The sequence below is a fragment of the Nonomuraea recticatena genome, from assembly GCF_039533245.1.
Classification (GTDB): Bacteria; Actinomycetota; Actinomycetes; order Streptosporangiales; family Streptosporangiaceae; genus Nonomuraea; species Nonomuraea roseola.
In genome coordinates, this window is the sequence record NZ_BAAATE010000016.1 from 37,410 (window position 1) to 59,348 (window position 21,939).

Here is a 21,939-nt window from a genome sequence, read left to right on the forward strand (position 1 = left end):
CGAGCGTCACCGGTAGGAGTCGATGAGCCTGGCGAGGTGCCTTCCCGCGATCTCCAGCGGCTCCTCGCTCTGTGAGACCTGCGCGGACATCTCCGCGCCCTCCAACGTGTTGATCACCGTGTGGGCCAGCTCGCGCGCGACGTCCTCGGTGAGGCCCGATTCGAGGAGCTTGTCGCGCACCAGAGCGCGCCAGTTCTCGTAGGCCTCCTCCGCGGCCCGCTGAATGTCCGGCTCGTGCCCCGCGCTCTCGAGCGCCGCCGTGGTGATGGGGCAGCCGTCGAGCCAGTTCGACTCGCGCAGGCCCGCCGCCAGCTCGCGGGTACAGGCGATGACGGCCGCGCCCGGGTCGTCCACGCGGTCGAACCAGGCGGCAAGGGCCTCGGCGAACTCCTTGTCGCCGTGGCGGATCGCCTCGACCGCCAGCTCCCGCTTTCCGCCGGGGAAGAAGTGGTAGACCGAGCCGAGTGTCGCCTCGGCCTCGCGGGAGATCTCCTTGAGGCCCGTCGCCCCGTAGCCCTGCCGTTGCAGCAGCCGGGAGGTCGTGCGGACGATCCGCTCCCGCGTGCCGATCTCGTGCTTGGTCACCATGACTCCAGCCTACTGGATAGAGCGTTCGTTCTAGCGGCGTGCTAGTGTCCTCGTTCTAGATAGAGCGTTCGTTCTAGCGCAATGAAGGAGACAGCCATGAATTCCGTGACCGTGATCGGCCTCGGCCCCATGGGCCAGGCGATGGCCCACACCTACCTGGACAGCGGCTACGACGTGACCGTGTGGAACCGTACGGCCGCCAAGGCAGACGACCTGGTCGCCCGCGGCGCCAGGCTCGCGCCGAGCGTCGAGGCCGCGGTGACGGCCAACGACCTGGTGGTGCTGAGCCTGACCGACTACGACGCCGTGTACGCCATCCTGGAGCAGGCGCCCGCTGCCGCGTTCGCCGGCCGTACGGTGGCCAACCTCACCTCCGACACCCCCGACAAGGCCAGGAAGGCGGCGGCGTGGCTGGCCGAGCGGGGCGCCGTGCAGATCACCGGCGGGGTCCAGGTCCCCCCTCCCCTCATCGGCAAGGAGGGCGCCGAGACGTACTACAGCGGCCCCGAAGACGCGATCGAGACCCATCGCGCCGCCCTCGAGGTGCTGACGGGGATCGACCACCTGGGCGAGGACCCCGGCCTGGCGGCGCTGTTCTACCAGATCGGGATGGACATGTTCTGGACCGGCCTCGTGAGCTACCTGCACGCCCAGGCGGTGGCGGAGGCCAACGGCATCTCGGCCGAGCGCTTCCTGCCCAACGCCGTGAAGACCATGGACTTCAGGTACTTCCTGGAGTACTACGCCCCTCGCATCGCGGCGGGCAACCACGAGGGGGAGGTGGAAAGGGTGGCGATGGGCGTGGCCAGCATGGAGCACGTCCTGCACACCGTGGAGGCCTCGGGCGTGGACGGCTCCCTGCCCGCGACCGTCCTCGACCTCTTCCGCCGCGCCGCCGCCGAGGGACACGGCGAGGACAGCCTCACCCGCCTGATCGAGGTGCTCAAGCGATAGCGGCCGTCGGGCACGGCGACGGCGTGGCCGCCCACGACCGTGACGACCGAGCTGACGTGGTCGCCGCGGATGACCCGTCGCGGCCTCGCGGGCCGCGCGCTTCTCGCGGACCGCGCGCGCTGCTCGCGCTTCTCGCGGGCTGCTCGCGCTTCTCGCGGGCGAGCCACGGACCGGGTGCGGCGCCGCTCGGTCCGGACGAGCGGCCCGGGCACCCGGTCAGCAGACTCAGGCGAGGGCCTCCACGATCGCCGCACCGAGCTCCGCGGGCTTCGTGAACTGCGGCCAGTGCCCGGTCGGCAGATCAACGATCTTCGCGTCACGGACCTTGGCGAGCTCCGCCGTGTACGGGTGGCCGTTCGCCGTCAACTCGCGCACCGTCTCGGCCGGGTACTCACAGGTGATCACCGTGATCGGCACGTCGTAGCGGCGCGGGTCGCGCAGCACCTGCTTGTCGGTCGCGACCCCCACCGGCTGGGGGATCGACGTCGCCCTGAACCGCTCCCGCAGCTCGTCGTCGAGGTCGGTGAGATCCTCGGCCCCGAACACCGACCAGTCGGGCAGCGGGATCTCGCCGTCCACCACGGGCAGCTCGTCGTTGATCACACTGCCGTCGCCGAACGGCACAGAGTCGACGTAGACGACATGGGCGACCCGATCCGGCCGCGCGTCGACCGCGGCGTGCGCGATCGCCCCGCCGCCGCTGTGCCCGACCAGCACCACGGACCCATCGAGCTCGTCGATGGCCTTGACGACGGCGGCGACGTGATCGGCGAGGCCGATGCCCGTCCGATCGTCGTCGATCGAGGCGAGCCCCGGCAGCGTCAGCGCGTGCACCCGGTGCCCCGCGGCCTCGAGCGCGGGTACGACGCCGTCCCACGAGGAGGCGTTCAACCAGAATCCGGCAATCAGAATGACATCCATGCGCCGACCCTACTCATCCCCTCCGGCAACGGAGGATGCCCCCTGTCAGCCTCGGCAGGTCCTGAGCATGTTGAGCAGCGCCACCTTCTCCCTGCGGGTCACGAAGAGCCGGTAGTGGTGCTTCACGGTGATCCATGAGGTGGCGTAGCGGCACCAGTAGCCGCGCCGCTGCGGACGCCAGCTCTGCGGTCCCTGGCCGCTCTTGGCGATGTTGGCGGAGTGGCTGACCACGATCAGCTCAGGTCGGGTGAGGTCGTTGGCGAAGGCGCGCCTCCGTGCCTGACTCCACCTGCTCGCGCCGGAGCGCCAGGCGTACGCCAGCGGCACGACATGATCGACGTCGACCTGTTTCTCGCTTTTCAGCCACTTACCGTCGTACGGGCTGTACCAGCGGCCCTTGACCGGGTGGCAGGCCGCGTTCCTGCGCACGCCTCGCCCGTCGCGGGCCAGGACCACCTCGCGCGCGTCGCACCTGCCCTTGTGGTGCGCCCATCGCGGCTGGAACCGCCGGTGACTGTATCCACGGATCGACAGTGGCCTGGCGACTTTCACCTTGGCCAGCATGCGGCGGGCCAGCGCCCCCGCCTCGGCCTGTGACCGCTTGCGCGGCTCAGCCGCCGCCTCCTGGGTATCGGTGACCGCGGTGATCGGAACGACCAACAGAGTGAGTACAGCGACCGCGACCACCCGCCTCGAGAAGATCATACTTCCACCCATATCAGTCACTCCCCGCCCGCGGCAGCGATATTCGCGCTCTGCTTACCCGGGGGAACCCTCCGTACGCCGCCACATCGCTGCCGACTACGCTGCGCCTTCACCAGATCTCACAGGCTGGAGGAGACGACGATGAGCCACGAAGCCACCCCATCGACCGGTCCCCAGGCCCGGCCGTTCCCGTTGGAGCCCGAGCCGATCCACGTGCCCGACGACGTGCTCGCCGACCTCAGGCAGCGCCTGGAGTTGACCCGCCTGCCGGACGACGAGGGCAACGAGGACGGGTACTACGGCGTGAAGCGGGCCTATCTCCAAGAACTCGTCGACTACTGGCGCACCGGCTACGACTGGCGCAGGGCCGAGGCCGCGATCAACGCCTACGAGCACTACCGCGTCGAGGTGGAGGGCGTGCCTGTGCACTTCATGCGCAGGCCGGGGGTCGGGCCCGACCCGACGCCGCTGATCCTCACGCACGGCTGGCCCTGGACGTTCTGGCACTGGTCCAAGGTCGTCGACCCGCTGGCCGATCCGGGCGCGTACGGCGGCGACCCTGCCGAGGCGTTCGACGTGATCGTCCCCTCGTTTCCCGGCTTCGGGTTCTCCACCCCGCTGCCGAACCACCCGGACATGAACTTCTGGAAGGTCGCCGACCTCTGGCACTCCCTCATGACCCGCACCCTCGGCCACGAGAAGTACGCCGCAGCGGGCTGCGACGTCGGAGCCCTGGTCACCGGCCAGCTCGGGCACAAGTACGCCGACGAGCTCCACGGCATCCACATCGGCTCAGGCCAGAAGCTCACCCTGTTCAACGGCGACAGGGCCTGGGACCTCAGCGGCGGTCGTCCCATCCCCGATGGCCTGCCCGCCGACGTCCATGCCAGGATCGTCGAGCTGGACAGGCGGTTCGCCGTCCATCTCGCCGCGCACGTGCTCGGCCCGAGCACGCTCGCCCACGGGCTGTCCGACTCACCCGCGGGGATGCTCGCCTGGATACTCGAGCGCTGGATGGCCTGGAGCGACAACGGCGGTGACGTCGAGACCGTCTTCACCAAGGACGACCTGCTCACCCACGCCATGATCTTCTGGGTCACCAACACGATCGGCACCTCGATCCGCACCTACGCCAACAACAACCGCTACCCGTGGACCCCCTCCCACGACCGGCAGCCGGTCGTCGAGGCGCCCACGGGCATCACCTTCGTCGGCTACGAGAACCCGCCCGGCGTCAGCACCGACCAGCGCGTCCAGAGCTTCCTCGCCAGTGACCGCGCCGCCTGGTACAACCACGTCAGCCTCACGGCGCACGACCACGGCGGCCACTTCATCCCGTGGGAGATCCCCGGCGAATGGGTCGACGACCTTCGCCGAACCTTCCGCGGCCGCTGCTAGTGCGGTGCCCACCAACGTGCACCGGCTCGGGGCTTGAGGAGCGCCGAGGTTGACGACCCACACCGACCCGGCGAAGGTTCGTGGACACCGCACCGGCGAGACGGCGGGGATCAGCCCGTCCCGAAGCCGCGGCGCAACGTCAGGGACTGGAAGCGGAGCGTGCCCGACCCCACGACATGGAAGTCCACGATCTCGAAGGACTCGCGCGCGAACTCCTGGATCTGCTCATCGCTTCTGAACGAGAAGAAGCGAGGAGGCCGGTGGTCGTCTCCCTCGAAAGGACCCTCCCCGCTCAGGACGCCGCCGCCGTACACGCCGAGATAGAACAGCCCGCCGGGCTTCATCAGCGCGTGGACGGCGTCCAGCACCGCGGAGAGATCACGGTCGGGCACGTGCAGCAGACAGTTCATCGCGTACACCGCGTCGAAGGACTCCTGCGCGAAGTCGAGGTGCAGGAAGTCCATGACATGGGCGTCGACGCCCTTCTTCCTGCACAGCGCCACCATGGCGGGTGACAGGTCGACGGCGACGACGTCCAGGCCGGCGGCCTGGAAGTATGCGCTGTCCTGGCCCGCACCTGCGCCGATCTCCAGCAGCCGCCCATGGTCGCCGTCCCGCAGCCGGTTGAGGAAGGTCTCCCGCTCGGCTAGCTTCCACGGCGTCTTCGCCGTCCCGTCACGCCACTCGGCACGGCCGTCGTAGGCCGTACGGAGAGAGTCGATCACCTCGTCGTAGCGCACACCCATCCGGTCATGATGAGCCATGACGGCCCGTCGGCATGCCTTCTTCCGGGTCAGGTCATGAAGAGGAGGAGCGCGACGATCACCGCGTCGAGGACGAGGCCGACGACGGTGGACAGCCAGCGGCTGCGTTGCCGCGCCGTGGGCAGCTCTCGCCAGCGGGCCGCGTGCAGGGCCGTGCCCGCCGCGGTGGCCGCCGCGACGAGGATGAACACGGCGAAAGGCACCGTGCCCCAAGCCCCGGCCATCCAGGCCACCCAGAGCACCAGGGCGGCGTTGGCCGTCATGCTGACGATCCCGAGCCGGTCGGCCTGGGGGCGGTTACGGGTAGGCGTGCGGCGGGTGGCCATCTCCCACGAGGTCACGACCGCGGCCAGGAGCAGGCCGACGGTGATCACAAGGAGGAGCGGATCGCCGGACGCGGGCCGCGGCCCCTCGTGGCCGAGCAGCCGCAGGCCCACGTGGTCGACATCCCTGTCGGTGTTGCCCAGCACGACCACGCCGCGCCCGCCCGCGCGGTCGAATCCGACGTATGCGCGAAAGCCACCGGTACCGCCGTTGTGCCAGGTGACCTCGCCCTTCGCGGTCCTCGTCGTGTACCAGCCGTAGCCGATGCGGCTGGTGTCGTCGTCGGTGAAGCGCGGCGTCGCGGCGTCGCCCCCCGGGGCGCCGCCCTTCAGCATCGCGTCGACGAGGAGGGCGAGGTCGGCGCTTGTGGACCAGATGCTCATGCCCGAAGGGGCGTAACCGTCGCTCGTCCATGGGTCCGCCTCGTGCCCGGCCTCCACGTACCCGTGTGCCCGGCCCGCCGGCGGAGTGGAGGTGGTCGTGGCCTTCATCCCGAGAGGTTCGAGCACCCGCCGCTTCAGCAGGTCGGCGTAGGGCAGCTTCGCTCGCTCGCCGAGCGCGTGCCCGAGCACGGACATGCCGAGGTTGGAGTAGGCGACCGTGCCGCGCCCTGAGAGCTCGGCGGAGTTGGCCGCCTCGCGCACGTCTGAGACGTCCTGTCCGGCGTAGGGGTTGCCGTGGGTGTAGTTCGCGGTGGCCCCCCGTACCAGCGGGCCGAGACCACCGGCCAGCCGGGGCAGGCCGGAGCGGTGGCTGGCCAGTTCCTCGTAGGTGATCGAGCCCTGGAGGCCGGGCACAGGAGAACGCGGGTCGAGGCCGTCTTCGGCGACCATGTCGGCGAGGATCATGCCGGTGAGCGCCTTGCCGACCGAGCCGATCTCGAACGGGGTGGAGGCGTCGACCGAACGCGGCGCGGGACCGCCCGTGTCGCCGACCCCCGCCGTGCGGACGACGCCGTTCTCGATCAGCGCCACGGACAGCGCGCGGTGACCGTCGGATCCGGCCGCTCGCCGTACGGCCTCGGCCAGCGCGTGGTCGCCGGTCGTCGCGGACCCCAGGCGCGGCGGCGTGGGCGCGACCGCGAAGGCCGCGACCGCGGCCAGCCCCGCCGCGACCAGGGCGGACGCCAGCCGGCCCGGTGTCGGCCAAAGGCCACTCCGCTGGAACATGGAACGCATCCCCTCTCAAGATCGGATCGAATCGCGTCGGCTGCCGCGATCGGCCCCGCGGGGCCGCAGGGACCCGCGGGGCCGCAGGGACCCGCGGGGCCGCAGGGACCCGCGGGGCCGTGGGGACGAGGTCGAGCGGGAGGTGGCCGCCGGGATGCGACTGGTCAGCTTCGATGATCAGCCGCGACGGGAGAAGTAGACGAGCGCGACCACATAGGCCACCCCTCCGACGGCTCCTAAGAGGGCGAACGGCATGGGATCCTCCCCGCGCCAGATCTGTACGAAGAACCCGCCGACCACCACCATGCTGAGCACGTTGGCTGTGGCGCCGCGGGCGCGCAGCTCGTTGAGCCTGCGCCGCTCGTCGCCCAGCTCCCCGCTCAGCATCGCGGTGGTCTCGCTGCGCTTGCGCGTCAGCAACAGGAAGGTGGCGTATCCCGCCATGATCCCGACGAGCGCGAGCCCCAAGACGATCTCGCCGCGGGCCATGACCGGCACGCCCATCAGCAGGCCGAGCAGGAGGCAGAACACTGGGAAGAACCATCGCTTAGTCGTCACAATGGAAGATCTCCTCGACGGATCGGCCAAAGAAGCGGGCCAATCGGATGGCGAGCGGAAGCGAAGGGTCGTATCGGCCCTGCTCAATGGCGTTGATCGTCTGCCGGGAGACACCGAGACGCTCCCCGAGGGCCTGCTGGGAGAGCCCTGCGACGTTGCGCAACCGCCTGACGTCGTTGTCCACAACGTAAAGCTCCTTTTACCTTGACCCTCGAATGGAAAGTACCCTTGACACCATGAGGGTGTCAAGGGACCTTTACGTTCTGAGTGCTCGAGCTGCTCGCCACCAGGACGAGCGAGTAGATGTCCTCGCTGCAGGCGACGACCTGTTCCGCCACGTGCCGGTGGAATGGCCGTCAGATGTCAGGCAGTGCGGCCTCGATGAGAAAGCGGTGGTTGCGAACGGTGAAGGCGCCCTCTGAGCAGATGCGCTCGTGGAGACTCTGTAGCGGCCGCTCATAGCGGTTGAGATCGAAGTCGCGAACTTGCCACGGGACGGCTCGTAGTTGGAAGACCACGGCACCTATGTCATGGAAGACATAGTCGATCATCTCTTCGCGAGCGTCCAGGACACGAAACCCGTAGCGGCGAAGGCGATCTACTGCGACGGCCAGCGTCCATGCCTCTGGATCGGGGGCAGGTGCGCCGAGGGCGACGTTCAGCTCCACATCATTGCGGGTGCCGACCTGTTGGGTGAGAAGTCGGCCGCCGGGGGTGAGAACTCGGGCGACCTCGGCAGCGTTCAACGCTCCGTGCCTGTTGAGCACGAGGTCGAAAGTGGCTTCGCTCACGGGGATGGCATCCGCCGTACCGCCGAGCACAGTGGCGCTAAGCGGTCGAAGCCGTTCGGCGGCGATGGGGATGTTCGGCTGCCACGCTTCCATTGCGACAGTGTGACGAGGCAGTGGAGCCAGGGAGGCCAGGACTTCGCCGCCGCCGGTGTCCAGGTCGAGCAGTCGCGGTGCCGCTGAGAGAAGCGCTGAGGCCCGCTCGGTGTATCGCCATGATGGGCTCCCGCCACTCGTTCGGTCGCGTAGCCAGCTGAAGTCCCATCCGCGCAGGGATGCGTGCAGGGCTTGTCCGACAAGATCGTTGTAGCTGAGCACCCGGTCACGCTAATGAAGTTCAAGGGTGCCGGCTACTGGATTAAAGCGTTGCTCAAGATCGCCACTCGGTGTCCGCCTTGGACCTGTCCTCGACTCCAGGCGTTCCAGCAATCAACACAAACACCGCAACAGCGCCGTAGAGCGGAAGCACGAGCCATACCCCCTGCGTACCCACAGGGCAGTAAGGCTCAAAGAACGCCACAGTAGACAGGGCGTAGTAGGCACTCGTCGCGAGCGCTCCGCCTGCTCCCATCCATGTGAGGATCCGGCGTCTCTGGGGCGATGACCGCCTTACGGCCACCGCCAGCACAACCAGGGCAAGGGGAAGGAGAGTGGCCATCGCGCCAAACCCCAGGCCGAGCACATCACGGCCGGTGTACCCGCCTTCAGTGTCCAGGAAGGCGCATATCTGAATCTCTGTATCCACTTGCACTAACGGCCAGTGCGGCAAAGCGGACAGAGAGATGGCGCTGACCCAGCACAGCAACGCACGATACTTCATCGCCTGCGGCCCTCCAGGGCGCCCACCGGACAGAGAAGCCCGCTGTTCCTGCTGTAGCTCGTGATCTTCAACGAGACATGGCCATAGTCACTCAGAAATTCAAAAAAGCCACCCCCACTAAGTGGGAATGGCCTTTGAGCTGGGTGGGGCTACCAGGACTTGAACCTGGGACCTCTTCCTTATCAGGGAAGCGCTCTAACCGTCTGAGCTATAGCCCCGCGCACGAAGAACCGTATCGCATCTGCGGTACAGAGGCGAACCGGTTGTTCCGACGGGGAAAAGCTTACCGTGTCCCGGCCCCTGCTCGCGCCGCCAGACCGCAGACGCGAGCAGGGACGGGACTTCGGACTACTCGGCCTCGCTGAACGTCACCTCGACGCCGCCGACCAGGTCGGCCGCGATGTTGTAGATGACGGCGCCCAGCGTGGACAGCGCGGTGATCAGCACGACGTTCACGGCGCCGATCAGCGCGGTGTATCCCAGGATCCGCACAGGCTCGAACCAGCTGGACACGTCGAAGCTGCCCGTCGTCTGGCCGTCGGCCTGGGTCAGCTGGTTGACCGTCTGGACGATCGATTCGAAGACTCCGAGGGCCGACAGCACGCCGTACAGCACGGCGACCGCCACGAACAGCACCACGAAGCACACCAGGGAGACGACGAAGCTGAACTTCATCGCCGACCACGGCTCCACCCGCCGCAGCACCAGGTGCGCCTTGCGTGGCAGGCGGGCGGCTGCTGCGGCCTTCTTCTTCGGCAGCTCGACGACGGGCGGAGGCGCCTCGGAGGTCAGCGACGGACGGATGCGGACCGTCTCGTTCTGCTCCTCCACCTGCTGCTCCTGCTCCGTCTCCGTCTCGTCCCCGATCATGTCGAGAACCTCGGTCTCGGGTTTCTGCCCGTTCTCACGAGTCGACGTCGCTTTGGCGGGACCGCCCTGGGCGCTCATGGACTATTCTCCTCCCCCGTCTTCCTCAGCCTCCACCGACGTCTCCATCGACTCGGCGTTCCGAGCGAGGGCCACGACGCTGTCGCCTTCGGCGAGATTCATCAGGCGCACTCCCATGGTCTGGCGGCCGGACTGCTTGATCTGCCCGGCGCTCGTCCGGATCACCCCGCCGTTGGACGTGATCGCGAAAACCTCGTCCTCCGGGTTGACCATGACGGCTCCGACCAGCTTGCCACGAGAGGTGACAATCTTCGCAGTCAGCACGCCCTTTCCGCCACGTCCCTGCAACGGATACTGGTCGACGGGTGTCCGCTTTGCGTACCCGCCTTCCGTGGCGATAAGCACGTCCTCACCATCTGCCAAGCGATTCATGGCGAGAAGTTCGTCGCCGTCAAGGAATCTCATGCCGATGACGCCGCTCGTGGCGCGTCCCATCGGGCGCAGCGCGTCGTCGGTGGCGGTGAAGCGGATGGACTGGGCGCCCTTGGAGACGAGCAGCAGATCGTCTTCCTCTGAGACCAGGCGGGCGGCGATGACCTCGTCGTCCTCCCTCAGGTTGATGGCGATCAGGCCGCCGGTCCTGGGGGAGTCGTACTCCGACAGCCTGGTCTTCTTGACCAGGCCACTGCGGGTGGCCAGCACGAGGTACGGCGCGACGAGGTAGTCGCGCAGGTCGAGGACCTCCATGACCGTCTCGTCGGGCTGCATGGCCAGGAGGTTGGCCAGGTGGAGACCGCGCGCGTCACGTCCGGACTCGGGCAGCTCGTAGGCCTTGACCCGGTAGACGCGGCCCTTGTTGGTGAAGAACAGCAGCCAGTGGTGGGTCGTGGTGACGAAGAAGTGGTCGACGATGTCGTCCTGGCGCAGCTGCGCCCCGCGCACGCCCTTGCCGCCGCGCTTCTGCGCCCGGTAAAGGTCGGTCTTGGTGCGCTTGGTGTAGCCGCCGCGGGTGATGGTGACGACGATCTCGTCCTCGGCGATGAGGTCCTCGATCGACATGTCGCCGTCGTAGGCGATGATCTCGGTGCGCCTGTCGTCGCCGAACTTGCCGACGATCTCGGCGAGCTCCTCGTTGATGATCTCGCGCTGCCTGACGGGGCTGTCGAGGATCGAGTTGTACTCGGCGATCAGCGTCATCAGGTGGTCGAACTCGTCCTGGATCGCCTGGCGCTCCAGGGCAGCGAGCTTGCGCAGCTGCATGTCGAGGATGGCCTGGGCCTGGATCTCGTCGATGTCGAGCAGCGTCATCAGGCCGCCCTGCGCCTCGGCGGCCGAGGGGGAGCGCCTGATGAGGGCGATGACCTCGTCCATCCGGTCGAGCGCCTTGAGCAGCCCGCGCAGGATGTGGGCGCGCTCCTCGGCCTTGCGCAGGAGGTAGCGCGTCCTGCGGACGATGACCTCGACCTGGTGGGCCACGTAGTGCCTGATGAACTGGTCGAGACGCAGCGTGCGCGGCACGCCGTCGACCAGCGCGAGCATGTTGGCGCCGAAGGTGTCCTGCAGCTGGGTGTGCTTGTAGAGGTTGTTGAGCACGACCTTGGCGACGGCGTCGCGCTTGAGCACGATCACCAGGCGCTGGCCGACCCTGGAGGAGCTCTCGTCGCGGACGTCGGCGATGCCGGTGAGCTTGCCCTCGCGGACCAGCTCGGCGATCTTGAGCGCCAGGTTGTCGGGGTTGACCTGGTAGGGCAGCTCGGTGACGACCAGCGACTGCCGGCCCTTGCCGTCCTCCTCGACCTCGACGACGGCCCGCATGGTGATCGAGCCGCGGCCCGTGCGGTAGGCGTCCTCGATGCCGCGCCTGCCGACGATCAGCGCCCTGGTCGGGAAGTCGGGGCCCTTGACCAGGCCGATCGACGCCTCCAGCAGCTCTTCGTCGGTGGCCTCGGGGTTCTCCAGGCACCACTTGACCGCCGAGGCGACCTCGCGCAGGTTGTGCGGAGGGATGTTGGTGGCCATGCCGACCGCGATGCCGCCCGAGCCGTTGACGAGCAGCTGCGGGATGCGCGCGGGCAGGACGTCGGGCTCCTGCGACTTGCCGTCGTAGTTGGGCCTGAAGTCGACGGTGTCCTTGTCGATGTCGCGCAGCATCTCCATGGCGATGGGCGCGAGTTTGCACTCGGTGTACCGCATCGCCGCCGCGGGGTCGTTGCCCGGCGAGCCGAAGTTGCCCTGGCCGTCGACCAGCGGGTAGCGCAGCGACCACGGCTGCGCCAGCCGTACGAGCGCGTCGTAGATGGAGGTGTCGCCGTGCGGGTGGTAGGTGCCCATGACGTCACCGACGACGCGGGCGCACTTGAAGTAGCCGCGGTCGGGACGGTAGCCACCGTCGTACATCGCGTAGAGCACCCGCCGGTGCACGGGCTTGAGACCGTCGCGGACGTCAGGCAGCGCACGGGACACGATGACCGACATCGCGTAGTCCATGTAGCTGCGCTGCATCTCGGACTGAATGTCCACAGGCTCGATACGGTCAGCCGGTGGTGGAGTTGTCACATCCGTCACAGGTGAAAATCCTTCTTCGTGGTACGGCTACCGCTAGACGTCGAGGAAGCGGACGTCGCGCGCGTTACGGATGATGAAGTCGCGCCTGGCTTCCACGTCCTCGCCCATGAGCACGCTGAACAGGTCGTCGGCCTGGGCCGCGTCGTCGAGCGTGACCTGGCGAAGGAGCCTCGTCTCCGGGTTCATCGTGGTCTCCCACAGCTGACCGGCGTTCATCTCGCCCAGACCCTTGAAGCGCTGGACGTTGTCGCGCGGGCGGGGGTCGGGCTTGCCGGCCGCGATGCCCTGGGCGATGACCGCGTCACGCTCGGGGTCGGAGTAGGCGTAGGAGGCGTCGTCGCCCTTACGGTCCCACTTGATCTTGTAGAGCGGCGGGCAGGAGAGGTAGACGTGGCCCGCCTCGATCAGCGGCCGCATGAAGCGGAACAGCAGCGTCAGCAGCAGGGTGTTGATGTGCTGGCCGTCGACGTCGGCGTCGGCCATCAGGATCACCTTGTGGTAGCGCAGCTTGGCGATGTCGAACTCGTCGTGCACGCCGGTGCCGAGCGCGGTGATCAGCGCCTGCACCTCGTTGTTCTTCAGGACCTTGTCGATCCTGGCCTTCTCGACGTTGAGGATCTTGCCGCGGATGGGCAGGATCGCCTGGAAGCGGGAGTCGCGACCGCCCTTGGCCGAGCCGCCCGCCGAGTCGCCCTCGACGATGAACAGCTCGCACTTGTCGGGCTCGTTCCACTGGCAGTCGGCCAGCTTGCCCGGCAGGCCGCTGCCCGACTCGAGCAGGGACTTGCGCCTGGTCAGGTCGCGGGCCTGGCGAGCCGCTATGCGGGCCCGAGCGGCCTGCAGCGACTTGTTGATGATGTCCTTGGCCTCGCCGGGGTTGCGCTCGAACCAGTCGCGCACGTGGTCGTTGCAGGCCTTCTGGACGAACGACTTGGCCTCGGTGTTGCCGAGCTTGGTCTTGGTCTGGCCCTCGAACTGCGGGTCGGCCAGCTTCACCGAGACGATCGCGGTCAGGCCCTCACGGACGTCCTCACCGGAGAGGTTGTCGTCCTTGCCCTCCTTGAGGAACTTCTGCTCGCGCGCGTAGCGGTTGACGATGGAGGTCAGCGCCGCGCGGAAGCCCTCCTCGTGGGTGCCGCCCTCGGCGGTGTTGATGGTGTTGGCGAAGGTGTAGACCGACTCGGAGTAGGAGTTGTTCCACTGCATGGCGATCTCGACTGAGATGCCCTCGCCGTGCGCCTCGAAGTCGATGACCGACGCGTGCGCGGGCTCCTTCTTGGAGTTGAGGTGCGCGACGAAGTCGGACAGGCCGCCCTCGTAGAAGTACTCGACCTTGTGGACCTCGCCGTCGATGTGGTCGGGCCGCTCGTCGGTCAGAGTGATCGTCAGGCCCTTGTTGAGGAAGGCCATCTCCTGGAAGCGGCGCGAGAGCGTCTCGAAGTTCCACGTCGTGGTCTCGAAGATGCCGGGGTCGGCCCAGAAGGTGATCGAGGTGCCCGACTCCTCGGTGGCCTCGTCCTGCGACAGGGGAGCGACGGGCTTGGACATCTCGAAGCGCTGGCGCCAGACGTGGCCGTTCTGCTTGACCACGACGTCCATGGCTGTGGACAGCGCGTTGACGACGGCCGAGCCGACGCCGTGCAGACCGCCGGAGACCGCGTACGACTTGCCGTCGAACTTGCCTCCCGCGTGCAGCGTCGTCAGCACGAGCTCGACCGCGGAGACCTTTTCCACAGGGTGGATGCCCGTGGGGATACCGCGACCGTTGTCGACGACCCGCACGCCGTTGTCGGCGAGCAGGGTGACGTCGATGCGGTCGGCGTGGCCGGCGAGGGCCTCGTCGACGGAGTTGTCCACAATCTCGTAGACAAGGTGGTGGAGACCGCGCTCGCCGGTCGATCCGATATACATACCCGGGCGCTTGCGGACCGCTTCAAGCCCTTCGAGTACGGTGATTGAGCTAGCGTCGTAGGACAACTGCGAAATCCTCCTGCCGCGGACACGCGGCGGGGGAGGCGACACCTGCCAGTTGCCCCTGCCGTGCCCGTCACCGTCGTGAGTGCCCCGATGCGCGGTCACCCAGGGGAGTCGGCTCGCATGCCGCGGGTGACACGCAAGCGGACGTGTCCGGAATCCGCTTTCATTCTACCGGCTCTGAGGGCTGTTAGTGGCATTGAACGCGCCTGTGATGCCCTGTAGCTCGTTTTCCCCCCTGTAGAGCATCCCCCCTCTGGGAGAGGTGCTCAGCGGCTCAGGGGCAATCTGATCGCCCGGTGTGGGATTTACCCGTAGGTGTCGCCCGGTCCGCGGCTGCCCGTGACGCGCAGGCCGCCCACCGGTCGAGGGGCGTTTTGTGGTCCTCTGACCTTGACCTTTTTGACCGTGCCCTCGCCCAGCTCCTCGTTGAGCCTGCGGATGAGCGTGCGGGCCAGCAGCCGCACCTGGGTCGCCCACGCCGTGGAGTCGGCCGCGATGACCACCTCGCCGTCCTCGAAGGCCTCAGGTTTGGTGTGGGCGGCCAGGTCAGGGCCCACGATCTCGGGCCACCTGCCGAAGACACCGCCGACCGCGGCCGAGCGCTCCCAGCCGCGGGCGGCGAGCAGATCCATGATCGCCCTGCCGAACAGCTGGGGGTCGCCGGCGTCCCTCTGGGCCTTCCTGCGTGGCTCGCGGCGGGGGAGTTGCCCGCGCTTGGCGGCGTCGGCCTTGGCCTGGGCGAGCTTCTCCCTGGCCAGCGCCGCCCCCCGGGCGGTCGGGTTCTCCTCAGCGGACACGGGTCACACTCCCCCCTGCGACATCGAAACGGGAGCCGATCAGCTCCGTGGGCACGTCGTCGGCGACCGCGGCGGTGATCAGCACCTGCTCCGCGGGAGCGACGATCTCGGCCAGGCGGCGCCTGCGCTGGCTGTCGAGTTCGGCGAAGACGTCGTCGAGGATGAGCACGGGATCGCCGCCGTCGGCGCGCAGCAGATCGTAGGCGGCCAGCTTCAGTGACAGCGCGAACGACCACGACTCGCCATGGCTGGCGTAGCCCCGCGCGGGCAGATCGCCGAGGCCCAGGATCAGGTCGTCGCGGTGTGGACCGACCAGCGTGACGCCCCGCTCCAGCTCCGCCTGGCGGACCTCGAGCAGCCGCTCCCTCAACCTCGACTCAAGGGTTATCCCCAGGTCTGTGGATAACGTCTGTGCATCAGAAGATCCGCTCCCACCGGCCTGTTCGTCCTCCGCGTCGTCCCCACCTGTGGACAACGTGCTGCGATATGACAGCTCGGCGGGGGCGCTCGTGGGCGCCAGCGAAGCATAGGCCGAGGCGACCAGCGGGCGCAGCGACTCGATCAGATCGAGCCTGGCTCTGAGGAGTTCCGCGCCGTGCCTGGCGAGGTGGGCGTCCCACACCTCCAGCGTGCTCAGCACGTCTCCCGCGCCCGCCGCGGCGAAGGCGGACTCGCTCTCGGCCCTGCGTGATCCGCCGCGCCCACGACGCGCCTGGGCGGCCGTACGCAGCAGCGCGCCCCGCTGCTTCAGCACGCGGTCGTAGTCGGCCCTGACGGCCGCGAAACGCGGCGCACGGGCCACCAGGAGGTCGTCGAGGAAGCGGCGGCGCTCGGCGGGGTCGCCCTTCACCAGCGCGAGGTCCTCGGGCGCGAACAGGACCGTGCGCAGCAGGCCGATCACGTCGCGCGGACGGGAGACGGGGGAGCGGTTGAGCCGCGCCCTGTTGGCCCTGCCCGGGTTGATCTCCAACTCGATCAGCGCGCGCCTGTCGTCCCTGTGGACGGCGCAGCGCACGATCGCGCGGGCGGCGCCCTGCCGTACGAGAGGGGCGTCGTTCGCGACCCTGTGGCTGGAGTGCGTCGCCACGTACCCCATGGCCTCGACCAGGTTGGTCTTGCCCTGGCCGTTGGGCCCGACGAACGCCGTGACGCCAGGCTCGAGGCCTAGCTCCACGGCGGCGTAGGACCTGAAGTCGGTCAGCGATAGATGGGCGACATGCACCCCACGAAGGTTAGTGGGCCACACCGACCACTGGGGTCAACGCCGGGCACCCCTGTGGAAAACGAGTATGGCCCGCGGGATCACTGCGCCTCGCGCGGCGGGGTCACGTCGGCCCCTGGGGAGTCCGCGCCCTTCTCGGTGGAGCCCGCCGCGGAGGTGACCGCGTGGCCGCCGAACTGGTTGCGCAGCGCCGCGACCATCTTCATCGCGGGCGAGTCGTCCTGGCGCGAGGCGAACCTGGCGTAGAGCGCGGCGGTGATCACCGGCAACGGGACCGCGTGGTCCACAGCCGCCTGCACGGTCCACCTGCCCTCGCCCGAGTCCTGTGCATAACCCTTGAGCTCGTCGAGGTGCTCGTCGTCGTCGAGCGCCCTGACCAGCAGGTCGAGCAGCCATGACCTGATCACCGTGCCGGTGCGCCAGCTCGAGAACGAGCCGCGCACGTCCTTGACGATGTCGGAGGCCTCGAGCAGCTCCCAGCCCTCGGCGTAGGCCTGCATCATGCCGTACTCGATGCCGTTGTGGACCATCTTCGCGAAGTGGCCGGCGCCGACGTCGCCCGCGTGGACGAAGCCGTCCTCGCCCTCGGGCTTGAGCGTCTCGAACACCGGCATCAGCCGCTCGACGCTGGCCTTGTCGCCGCCGCACATGAGCGCGTAGCCGTTCTGCAGGCCCCAGACGCCGCCGCTGACGCCACAGTCGACGAAGCCGATGCCGTGCGCCTTGAGCTCCTCGGCGTGACGCTGGTCGTCCACATAGTGTGAATTGCCGCCGTCGATCACGAGGTCGCCCTCGTCGAGGAGCTCGCCGAGCTCGTTGACCGTCAGCTGGGTGGGCTCGCCGGCGGGAACCATGACCCACACCGCGCGCGGTGCCTGGAGCCGGTCGACGAGCTCTCTGAGGCTGGAGACGTCGCTGACCGCCGGGTCGCGGTCGTATCCGACCACCTCGTGACCGCCGCGGCGCAACCGCTCGGCCATGTTGCCGCCCATCTTGCCGAGCCCGACCATGCCGATCTGCATGTTGATAACCCCCTTGTCAGGCTTCCATCATCGCCGATGGCTGTGTCAGCTGGACAAGCGGATGGGCATGATCAGGTAACGGTAGTCGGGAGCCCCACCGTCGTCCACAGGCTTGCCGCCAGTGAGGATAGCGGGCTTCGTCGAGGTGGTCATCTGCAGCCTGGCGACATCGGAGTCGATCGCGCCCAGACCCTCGAGAAGGAACTGGTGGTTGAAGGCGATGTTCATCTCCTCGCCCTCGTAATCCACAGGCAGCACCTCGACAGCCTGCGCCTCGTCGCCGCTGCCCGCCTCGAGGACGACCTCGCCGCCGCGGAAGGCCAGCCGTACGGGGGTGTTGCGCTCGGCGACCAGCGCCACACGCTTCACGGCCTCGACGAACGGGCCTGTGGACAGGTCGGCCTTGGCCGAGAACTCCGTCGGCAGCAGCGAGCGGTACTTGGGGAACTCGGGGTCGAGCAGGCGCGTGGTGGTGCGGCGCCCGGCGCTGGAGAAGCCGATCATGCCCTCGCCCGTGCCGCCGGCCGAGCTGAGCGCGATCTCGACCTCGGCGCCTGTGGATCCGAGCGCCTTGGCGGTGTCGGCGAGCGTCTTGCCGGGGATCATCGCGATCGCCGAGATGTCAGGCTGGCCGGGCTGCCACTTCAGCTCCCGTACGGCCAGGCGGTACCTGTCGGTGGCCGCGAGCGTGACGGTGTCGCCCTCGATCTCCATGCGCACACCGGTGAGCATCGGCAGCGTGTCGTCCCTGCCCGCGGCGACGGCGACCTGGCCGACGGCCGAGGCGAACACGTCGCTGCCCACCTTGCCCGCGGCGGGCGGCATCGCCGGGAGCGACGGGTAGTCCTCCACAGGCATGGTCAGCAGTGTGAACCGCGCACTGCCGCAGGTGACGACCGCCTTGGCGCCGTCCACCACGAAATCCACAGGCTGTGCGGGAAGCGCGCGCGTGATCTCGGCGAGCAGCTTGCCCGAGACCAGCACCACACCCGGCTCACCGGTCTGTGGTTCGAGGGTCACCTCGGCGGAGACCTCGTAGTCGAAGCCCGAGAGCTTCAACTGGCCCGCGTCGGTGACTTCCATGCGCATGCCGGCCAGGACGGGCACGGACGGGCGCGCAGGGAGGCTGCGAGCCGTCCATGCGACCGCCTCAGCGAGCACGTCGCGCTCGATCCGGAACATCACGGGGATCAGCCTCCTGCTTTGGTCGTCGCTGCTTGTTCAGTGTTCACTCTCCCGCACCTGAGCTCCGGGAGAACCCCTCTATGGGTCTTTGAGTTTCTTAGTTAGAGATAGAGGAAGTCATCTTCATAGGGGCTGTGGATGTTGTGGACAGCCGACGTTTCCGCAGCTCAGCCCGGACGAATTCATCCACTGCCGGTGTGGGCGAAGCCTGGGGAGAACTTCGCCGCCTGGGGATGACGCCGCGTCACCCACAGGCCGTCCCCAGATCGGGGGGTCTTCGTCCACCGGTTATCCACTGGGTTTCAACAGGTTATCCACGGGGAAAAGAGGGTCACCTGGGGCTCCCGTTTCAGCTGTTCACAGGGCATCCACAAGTTGTCCACGAGTTGTCCCCAGGTTGTCCTCAAGATGTCCCCACCCTTATCCCCAGGCTCTGTGGGCGTCGTCGGCGCTTTTTGATCTTCGTCGGGGCCGGAAGAGGCCGTCTGAGCTGGTCCACAGAGTTATCCACAGGCTGTGTACAGTCAGGCCTTCGATGTCTGCTTGATGCGCATCGTCAGCTCGTTGACCTGGTTGTACATGGAGCGGCGTTCGGCGATGAGCGAGCGAATCTTGCGCTCGGCGTGCATCACGGTGGTGTGGTCACGTCCGCCGAACTGCTGCCCGATCTTGGGAAGTGAGAGGTCGGTCAGCTCTCTGGCCAGGTACATCGCGATCTGGCGGGCGTTGACCAGTGCCCTGCTGCGCGAGCTGCCGCACAGGTCGTCGATGGAGATGCCGAAGTACTCGGCGGTCTTGGCCATGATCGTGGCGATCGTGATCTCGGAGCTGGCGTCGGTGGTGATGAGGTCCTTCAGCACCACCTCGGCCAACTGCAGATCCACACCCTGCCTGTTGAGGCTGGCGAAGGCGGTGACCCTGATCAGCGCGCCCTCGAGCTCGCGGATGTTCGTCGAGATCCGGCTGGCGATGTACTCCAGCACCTCGGGCGGCGCGGCCAGGCCCTCCTGGATCGCCTTCTTCCTGAGGATCGCGATGCGGGTCTCAAGCTCGGGCGGCTGGACGTCGGTGATCAGCCCCCACTCGAACCGGTTGCGCAGCCGGTCCTCCAGGGTGATCAGCTGCTTGGGCGCCCGGTCGCTGGAGATGACGATCTGCTTGTTGGCGTTGTGGAGGGTGTTGAAGGTGTGGAAGAACTCCTCCTGCGTCTGCTCCTTGCCCTCAAGGAACTGGATGTCGTCCACAAGAAGGATGTCGATCGCGCGATAGCGGCTGCGGAAACCGTCGGCCTTGTGGTCGCGGATGCTGTTGATGAAGTCGTTGGTGAACTCCTCCGAGCTCACGTACCTCACCCTCGCGCCGTCGTAGAGCGACTGGGCGTAATGCCCGATCGCGTGCAGCAGGTGCGTTTTCCCCAGGCCCGAGTCGCCGTAGATGAACAGCGGGTTGTACGCCTTGGCCGGCGCCTCGGCCACCGCGACGGCCGCCGCGTGGGCGAAGCGGTTGCTGGCTCCGATGACGAATGTCTCGAATGTGTATTTCTGGTTCAGCCTCGCAGGCTCGCTCGGCTTGGTGCTCTTGGCTTCCCAGCGGTTCTGTGGAGGCTCGGGCTGCGCCTGTGGATATTCGGTGGATACCTGAGGCGGCTCGGGCGGCGGAGCGTAGAAGGGGGCGGCCTCCGGGGCCTGGTAGCTGGGCTGTGCATAACTCTGCACAGGCTCAGGCGCCTGGGGAAAACCCGGATTCACAGGCTGGGGATGAGACTCCACCATGGGCTGGTCCGGCGTGGTGGTGTCGATCATCACGGCCAGCCGTACGGGCCTTCCGAGCTCCTGGGAGAGCGCGTGGCCCACATGGGAGCGCAGCTTGCCCTCGATGAGGTCCTTGAGGAACTCGTTGGGGACACCGAGCACGATCGTGTCGCCCGCCATGGCGATCGGCCTGACCATCGCCAGCCAGGTGCGCTGCTGGATCGGCAGGTTGTCGTTGAGGAAGTTGGCCAGCGCGCGCGCCCATACCGTGCCGAGGTCGTCCCCGTTCATGGTGTGGCTTCCCCTCCATTGTTATCCACACAGAGCAGCAGCCATGATCGCTGACTGCTCGAATATCCACAGGCGGTCCGATGTGCGATCTCCCCAGGTGTTCCACAGGAGATCCACAAGTTGTGCACAGAGTGATCCCTCCGTTACGGCTGGGGTCGGGGAGTTGTGCACACCTGTGTTCAAGTCGTTGTCCACAGACTAGTGGCACCTGAGTGCACAGACTGTGGACGCGCGAACCCCGGTGGAAAAGTTGCCTGTGGAAACGTGGAAAACTCCGCCGGTTTGACCTGGAGCATGCCTGGCCCGTAACGTACGACGGTCGGCTTGTCGCGTGACGGCTCTTTTGCATGCCCTCTCGACTTCGGCAGGCCAGCCATGTGTGTCACGCGCTCCCGCTCGAAGGCGGGGGTGCACTTTCAAGCCTGGAGCCCACTCGTGAGCAAGCGTACTTTCCAGCCGAACAACCGTCGCCGCGCGAAGACCCACGGCTTCCGGCTGCGTATGCGCACCCGGGCCGGCCGCGCGATCCTCGCCGCTCGTCGCCGCAAGGGCCGCGAGAAGCTGTCGGCCTGACGGTCGCCCTGTCCCAGCTTGATCGCCCGCCGGCGCTTCTCGTCGGCGGGCGATAGGCGTCTGATCTGACGTGTTGTCACAAGAGTCCCGCATGCGGCGGGGTGAGGATTTCTCCGTCGCGGTCAAGCGCGGAGCGCGCGCCGGTCGCCCCACCCTCGTCCTGCATTTGAAAGTCGCGGGGGACGGACCGCCACTGGTCGGTTTCGTGGTGAGCAAGGCCGTGGGCGGCGCAGTCGTGCGCAACAAGGTCAAGCGCCGGCTTCGACACCTGATGCGGGACCGTCTAGCAAGGCTGCCGCGAGGTAGCCTGCTTGTGGTACGCGCTAATCCACCTGCCGCGTCCGCGCGACACGAGCGCCTTGCCGCTGAACTCGATGCCGCGCTGGATCGTTTGTCAAGGCGAGAACAACGATGACGGAGCAGACCGGCCTGACTGCTCGGGCGCTCATGGCCCCGATCAGGTTCTATCGGGCGTTCATCAGCCCGATGTTGGGTCCACGCTGCCGTTTTTACCCCTCATGCAGTGCTTATGGGCTTGAGGCGATTGCCGTACATGGTGCTTTGCGCGGCATATGGCTGACTGTCCGGCGTATCGGGCGTTGCCACCCATTCCATCCCGGAGGTTTTGACCCGGTGCCCCCACGCCCGGTTCGGTCCCACGAAACGCAAGGGAGCTAGC

At 67.6% G+C, this 21,939-nt stretch carries 21 protein-coding genes and 1 tRNA gene; 5 read left to right on the plus strand and 17 right to left on the minus strand.

Going from position 1 to position 21,939, the window contains the following annotated elements; genetic code table 11:
* Window positions 1-6: 6 nt before the first annotated feature.
* Window positions 7-588 carry a TetR/AcrR family transcriptional regulator gene (locus tag ABFX50_RS27725; RefSeq protein WP_346150255.1) on the minus strand — a complete coding sequence of 194 codons (582 nt, stop codon included), beginning with the start codon at window positions 586-588 and terminating at the stop codon, window positions 7-9.
* A gap of 81 nt (window positions 589-669) precedes the next feature.
* Here ABFX50_RS27725 and ABFX50_RS27730 point away from each other — a divergent pair, with 81 nt between their 5' ends.
* Window positions 670-1,542, plus strand: a complete 873-nt coding sequence (locus ABFX50_RS27730) for an NAD(P)-dependent oxidoreductase (protein ID WP_346150257.1) — start codon at window positions 670-672, stop codon at window positions 1,540-1,542.
* Window positions 1,543-1,767: 225 nt separating this feature from the next.
* On the opposite strand, the gene ABFX50_RS27735 is transcribed toward ABFX50_RS27730, so the two are convergent.
* Together ABFX50_RS27735 and ABFX50_RS27740 are read right to left on the minus strand one after the other, a co-directional pair.
* Entirely contained in the window at window positions 1,768-2,463 is a 696-nt protein-coding gene (locus ABFX50_RS27735) for an alpha/beta fold hydrolase (protein ID WP_346150259.1), read from the minus strand.
* Between the two features lie 45 nt (window positions 2,464-2,508).
* On the minus strand, window positions 2,509-3,123 hold the full coding sequence (locus tag ABFX50_RS27740) for an HNH endonuclease family protein (protein ID WP_346150261.1): 615 nt from the start codon (window positions 3,121-3,123) through the stop codon (window positions 2,509-2,511).
* 186 nt (window positions 3,124-3,309) lie between these two features.
* Between ABFX50_RS27740 and ABFX50_RS27745 the strand changes: the two genes are divergently transcribed.
* Complete coding sequence (locus ABFX50_RS27745; RefSeq protein ID WP_346150263.1) at window positions 3,310-4,566, plus strand: epoxide hydrolase family protein; 1,257 nt, start codon at window positions 3,310-3,312, stop codon at window positions 4,564-4,566.
* 110 nt (window positions 4,567-4,676) lie between these two features.
* On the opposite strand, the gene ABFX50_RS27750 is transcribed toward ABFX50_RS27745, so the two are convergent.
* The 14 genes from ABFX50_RS27750 to dnaA form a co-directional block, all read right to left on the minus strand.
* Window positions 4,677-5,312 carry a class I SAM-dependent methyltransferase gene (locus ABFX50_RS27750; protein WP_346150265.1) on the minus strand — a complete coding sequence of 212 codons (636 nt, stop codon included), beginning with the start codon at window positions 5,310-5,312 and terminating at the stop codon, window positions 4,677-4,679.
* A 47-nt stretch (window positions 5,313-5,359) separates the two neighbouring features.
* The gene (locus ABFX50_RS27755; protein WP_346150267.1) at window positions 5,360-6,823 is read right to left on the minus strand and encodes a serine hydrolase domain-containing protein; all 1,464 of its coding nucleotides are present in this window, start codon (window positions 6,821-6,823) and stop codon (window positions 5,360-5,362) included.
* 177 nt (window positions 6,824-7,000) lie between these two features.
* On the minus strand, window positions 7,001-7,381 hold the full coding sequence (locus tag ABFX50_RS27760) for a hypothetical protein (protein ID WP_183653135.1): 381 nt from the start codon (window positions 7,379-7,381) through the stop codon (window positions 7,001-7,003).
* Window positions 7,371-7,565 carry a helix-turn-helix transcriptional regulator gene (locus ABFX50_RS27765; protein ID WP_346150269.1) on the minus strand — a complete coding sequence of 65 codons (195 nt, stop codon included), beginning with the start codon at window positions 7,563-7,565 and terminating at the stop codon, window positions 7,371-7,373. The genes ABFX50_RS27760 and ABFX50_RS27765 overlap by 11 nt, the downstream gene beginning before the upstream one ends.
* A gap of 172 nt (window positions 7,566-7,737) precedes the next feature.
* Complete coding sequence (locus tag ABFX50_RS27770; protein ID WP_346150271.1) at window positions 7,738-8,487, minus strand: class I SAM-dependent methyltransferase; 750 nt, start codon at window positions 8,485-8,487, stop codon at window positions 7,738-7,740.
* Between the two features lie 646 nt (window positions 8,488-9,133).
* Window positions 9,134-9,207 (minus strand) — tRNA-Ile (locus ABFX50_RS27775).
* Window positions 9,208-9,337: 130 nt separating this feature from the next.
* Window positions 9,338-9,937: a DUF3566 domain-containing protein gene (locus ABFX50_RS27780; RefSeq protein WP_346150273.1), complete on the minus strand. Its 600-nt coding sequence runs from the start codon at window positions 9,935-9,937 to the stop codon at window positions 9,338-9,340.
* A 3-nt stretch (window positions 9,938-9,940) separates the two neighbouring features.
* Window positions 9,941-12,442 carry a DNA gyrase subunit A gene (gyrA, locus tag ABFX50_RS27785; RefSeq protein WP_183653141.1) on the minus strand — a complete coding sequence of 834 codons (2,502 nt, stop codon included), beginning with the start codon at window positions 12,440-12,442 and terminating at the stop codon, window positions 9,941-9,943.
* Between the two features lie 33 nt (window positions 12,443-12,475).
* Window positions 12,476-14,419, minus strand: coding sequence for a DNA topoisomerase (ATP-hydrolyzing) subunit B (gene gyrB / locus ABFX50_RS27790; protein ID WP_183653143.1), 1,944 nt, complete (start codon window positions 14,417-14,419; stop codon window positions 12,476-12,478).
* Window positions 14,420-14,724: 305 nt separating this feature from the next.
* A complete protein-coding gene (locus ABFX50_RS27795; RefSeq protein WP_346150276.1) occupies window positions 14,725-15,216 on the minus strand; it encodes a DciA family protein in 492 nt (163 codons plus the stop codon).
* Window positions 15,206-16,438, minus strand: a complete 1,233-nt coding sequence (recF, locus tag ABFX50_RS27800) for a DNA replication/repair protein RecF (protein ID WP_183653145.1) — start codon at window positions 16,436-16,438, stop codon at window positions 15,206-15,208. Before recF ends, ABFX50_RS27795 begins: the two co-directional genes overlap by 11 nt.
* 80 nt (window positions 16,439-16,518) lie before the next feature.
* Window positions 16,519-17,460: a phosphogluconate dehydrogenase (NAD(+)-dependent, decarboxylating) gene (gnd, locus tag ABFX50_RS27805; protein WP_183653148.1), complete on the minus strand. Its 942-nt coding sequence runs from the start codon at window positions 17,458-17,460 to the stop codon at window positions 16,519-16,521.
* A gap of 45 nt (window positions 17,461-17,505) precedes the next feature.
* A complete protein-coding gene (gene dnaN, locus ABFX50_RS27810; RefSeq protein WP_346150278.1) occupies window positions 17,506-18,645 on the minus strand; it encodes a DNA polymerase III subunit beta in 1,140 nt (379 codons plus the stop codon).
* Between the two features lie 524 nt (window positions 18,646-19,169).
* The gene (gene dnaA / locus ABFX50_RS27815; RefSeq protein ID WP_346150280.1) at window positions 19,170-20,687 is read right to left on the minus strand and encodes a chromosomal replication initiator protein DnaA; all 1,518 of its coding nucleotides are present in this window, start codon (window positions 20,685-20,687) and stop codon (window positions 19,170-19,172) included.
* A 435-nt stretch (window positions 20,688-21,122) separates the two neighbouring features.
* Here dnaA and rpmH point away from each other — a divergent pair, with 435 nt between their 5' ends.
* The 3 genes from rpmH to yidD all read left to right on the plus strand — a co-directional run bounded on the left by rpmH (window position 21,123) and on the right by yidD (window position 21,938).
* Entirely contained in the window at window positions 21,123-21,260 is a 138-nt protein-coding gene (rpmH, locus tag ABFX50_RS27820; protein WP_043614899.1) for a 50S ribosomal protein L34, read from the plus strand.
* Between the two features lie 70 nt (window positions 21,261-21,330).
* The gene (gene rnpA / locus ABFX50_RS27825; protein WP_183653154.1) at window positions 21,331-21,675 is read left to right on the plus strand and encodes a ribonuclease P protein component; all 345 of its coding nucleotides are present in this window, start codon (window positions 21,331-21,333) and stop codon (window positions 21,673-21,675) included.
* Complete coding sequence (gene yidD, locus ABFX50_RS27830) at window positions 21,672-21,938, plus strand: membrane protein insertion efficiency factor YidD (protein WP_183653157.1); 267 nt, start codon at window positions 21,672-21,674, stop codon at window positions 21,936-21,938. The genes rnpA and yidD overlap by 4 nt, the downstream gene beginning before the upstream one ends.
* Window position 21,939: the final 1 nt, after the last annotated feature.

Coding starts and splice junctions, on each gene's coding strand:
- ABFX50_RS27725 (WP_346150255.1), bottom strand. CDS start 588: ATGGTGACCAAGCACGAGATCGGCACGCGGGAGCGGATCGTCCGCACG.
- ABFX50_RS27730 (WP_346150257.1), top strand. CDS start 670: ATGAAGGAGACAGCCATGAATTCCGTGACCGTGATCGGCCTCGGCCCC.
- ABFX50_RS27735 (WP_346150259.1), bottom strand. CDS start 2,463: ATGGATGTCATTCTGATTGCCGGATTCTGGTTGAACGCCTCCTCGTGG.
- ABFX50_RS27745 (WP_346150263.1), top strand. CDS start 3,310: ATGAGCCACGAAGCCACCCCATCGACCGGTCCCCAGGCCCGGCCGTTC.
- ABFX50_RS27750 (WP_346150265.1), bottom strand. CDS start 5,312: ATGGGTGTGCGCTACGACGAGGTGATCGACTCTCTCCGTACGGCCTAC.
- ABFX50_RS27755 (WP_346150267.1), bottom strand. CDS start 6,823: ATGTTCCAGCGGAGTGGCCTTTGGCCGACACCGGGCCGGCTGGCGTCC.
- ABFX50_RS27780 (WP_346150273.1), bottom strand. CDS start 9,937: ATGAGCGCCCAGGGCGGTCCCGCCAAAGCGACGTCGACTCGTGAGAAC.
- gnd (WP_183653148.1), bottom strand. CDS start 17,460: ATGCAGATCGGCATGGTCGGGCTCGGCAAGATGGGCGGCAACATGGCC.
- dnaA (WP_346150280.1), bottom strand. CDS start 20,687: ATGAACGGGGACGACCTCGGCACGGTATGGGCGCGCGCGCTGGCCAAC.
- yidD (WP_183653157.1), top strand. CDS start 21,672: ATGACGGAGCAGACCGGCCTGACTGCTCGGGCGCTCATGGCCCCGATC.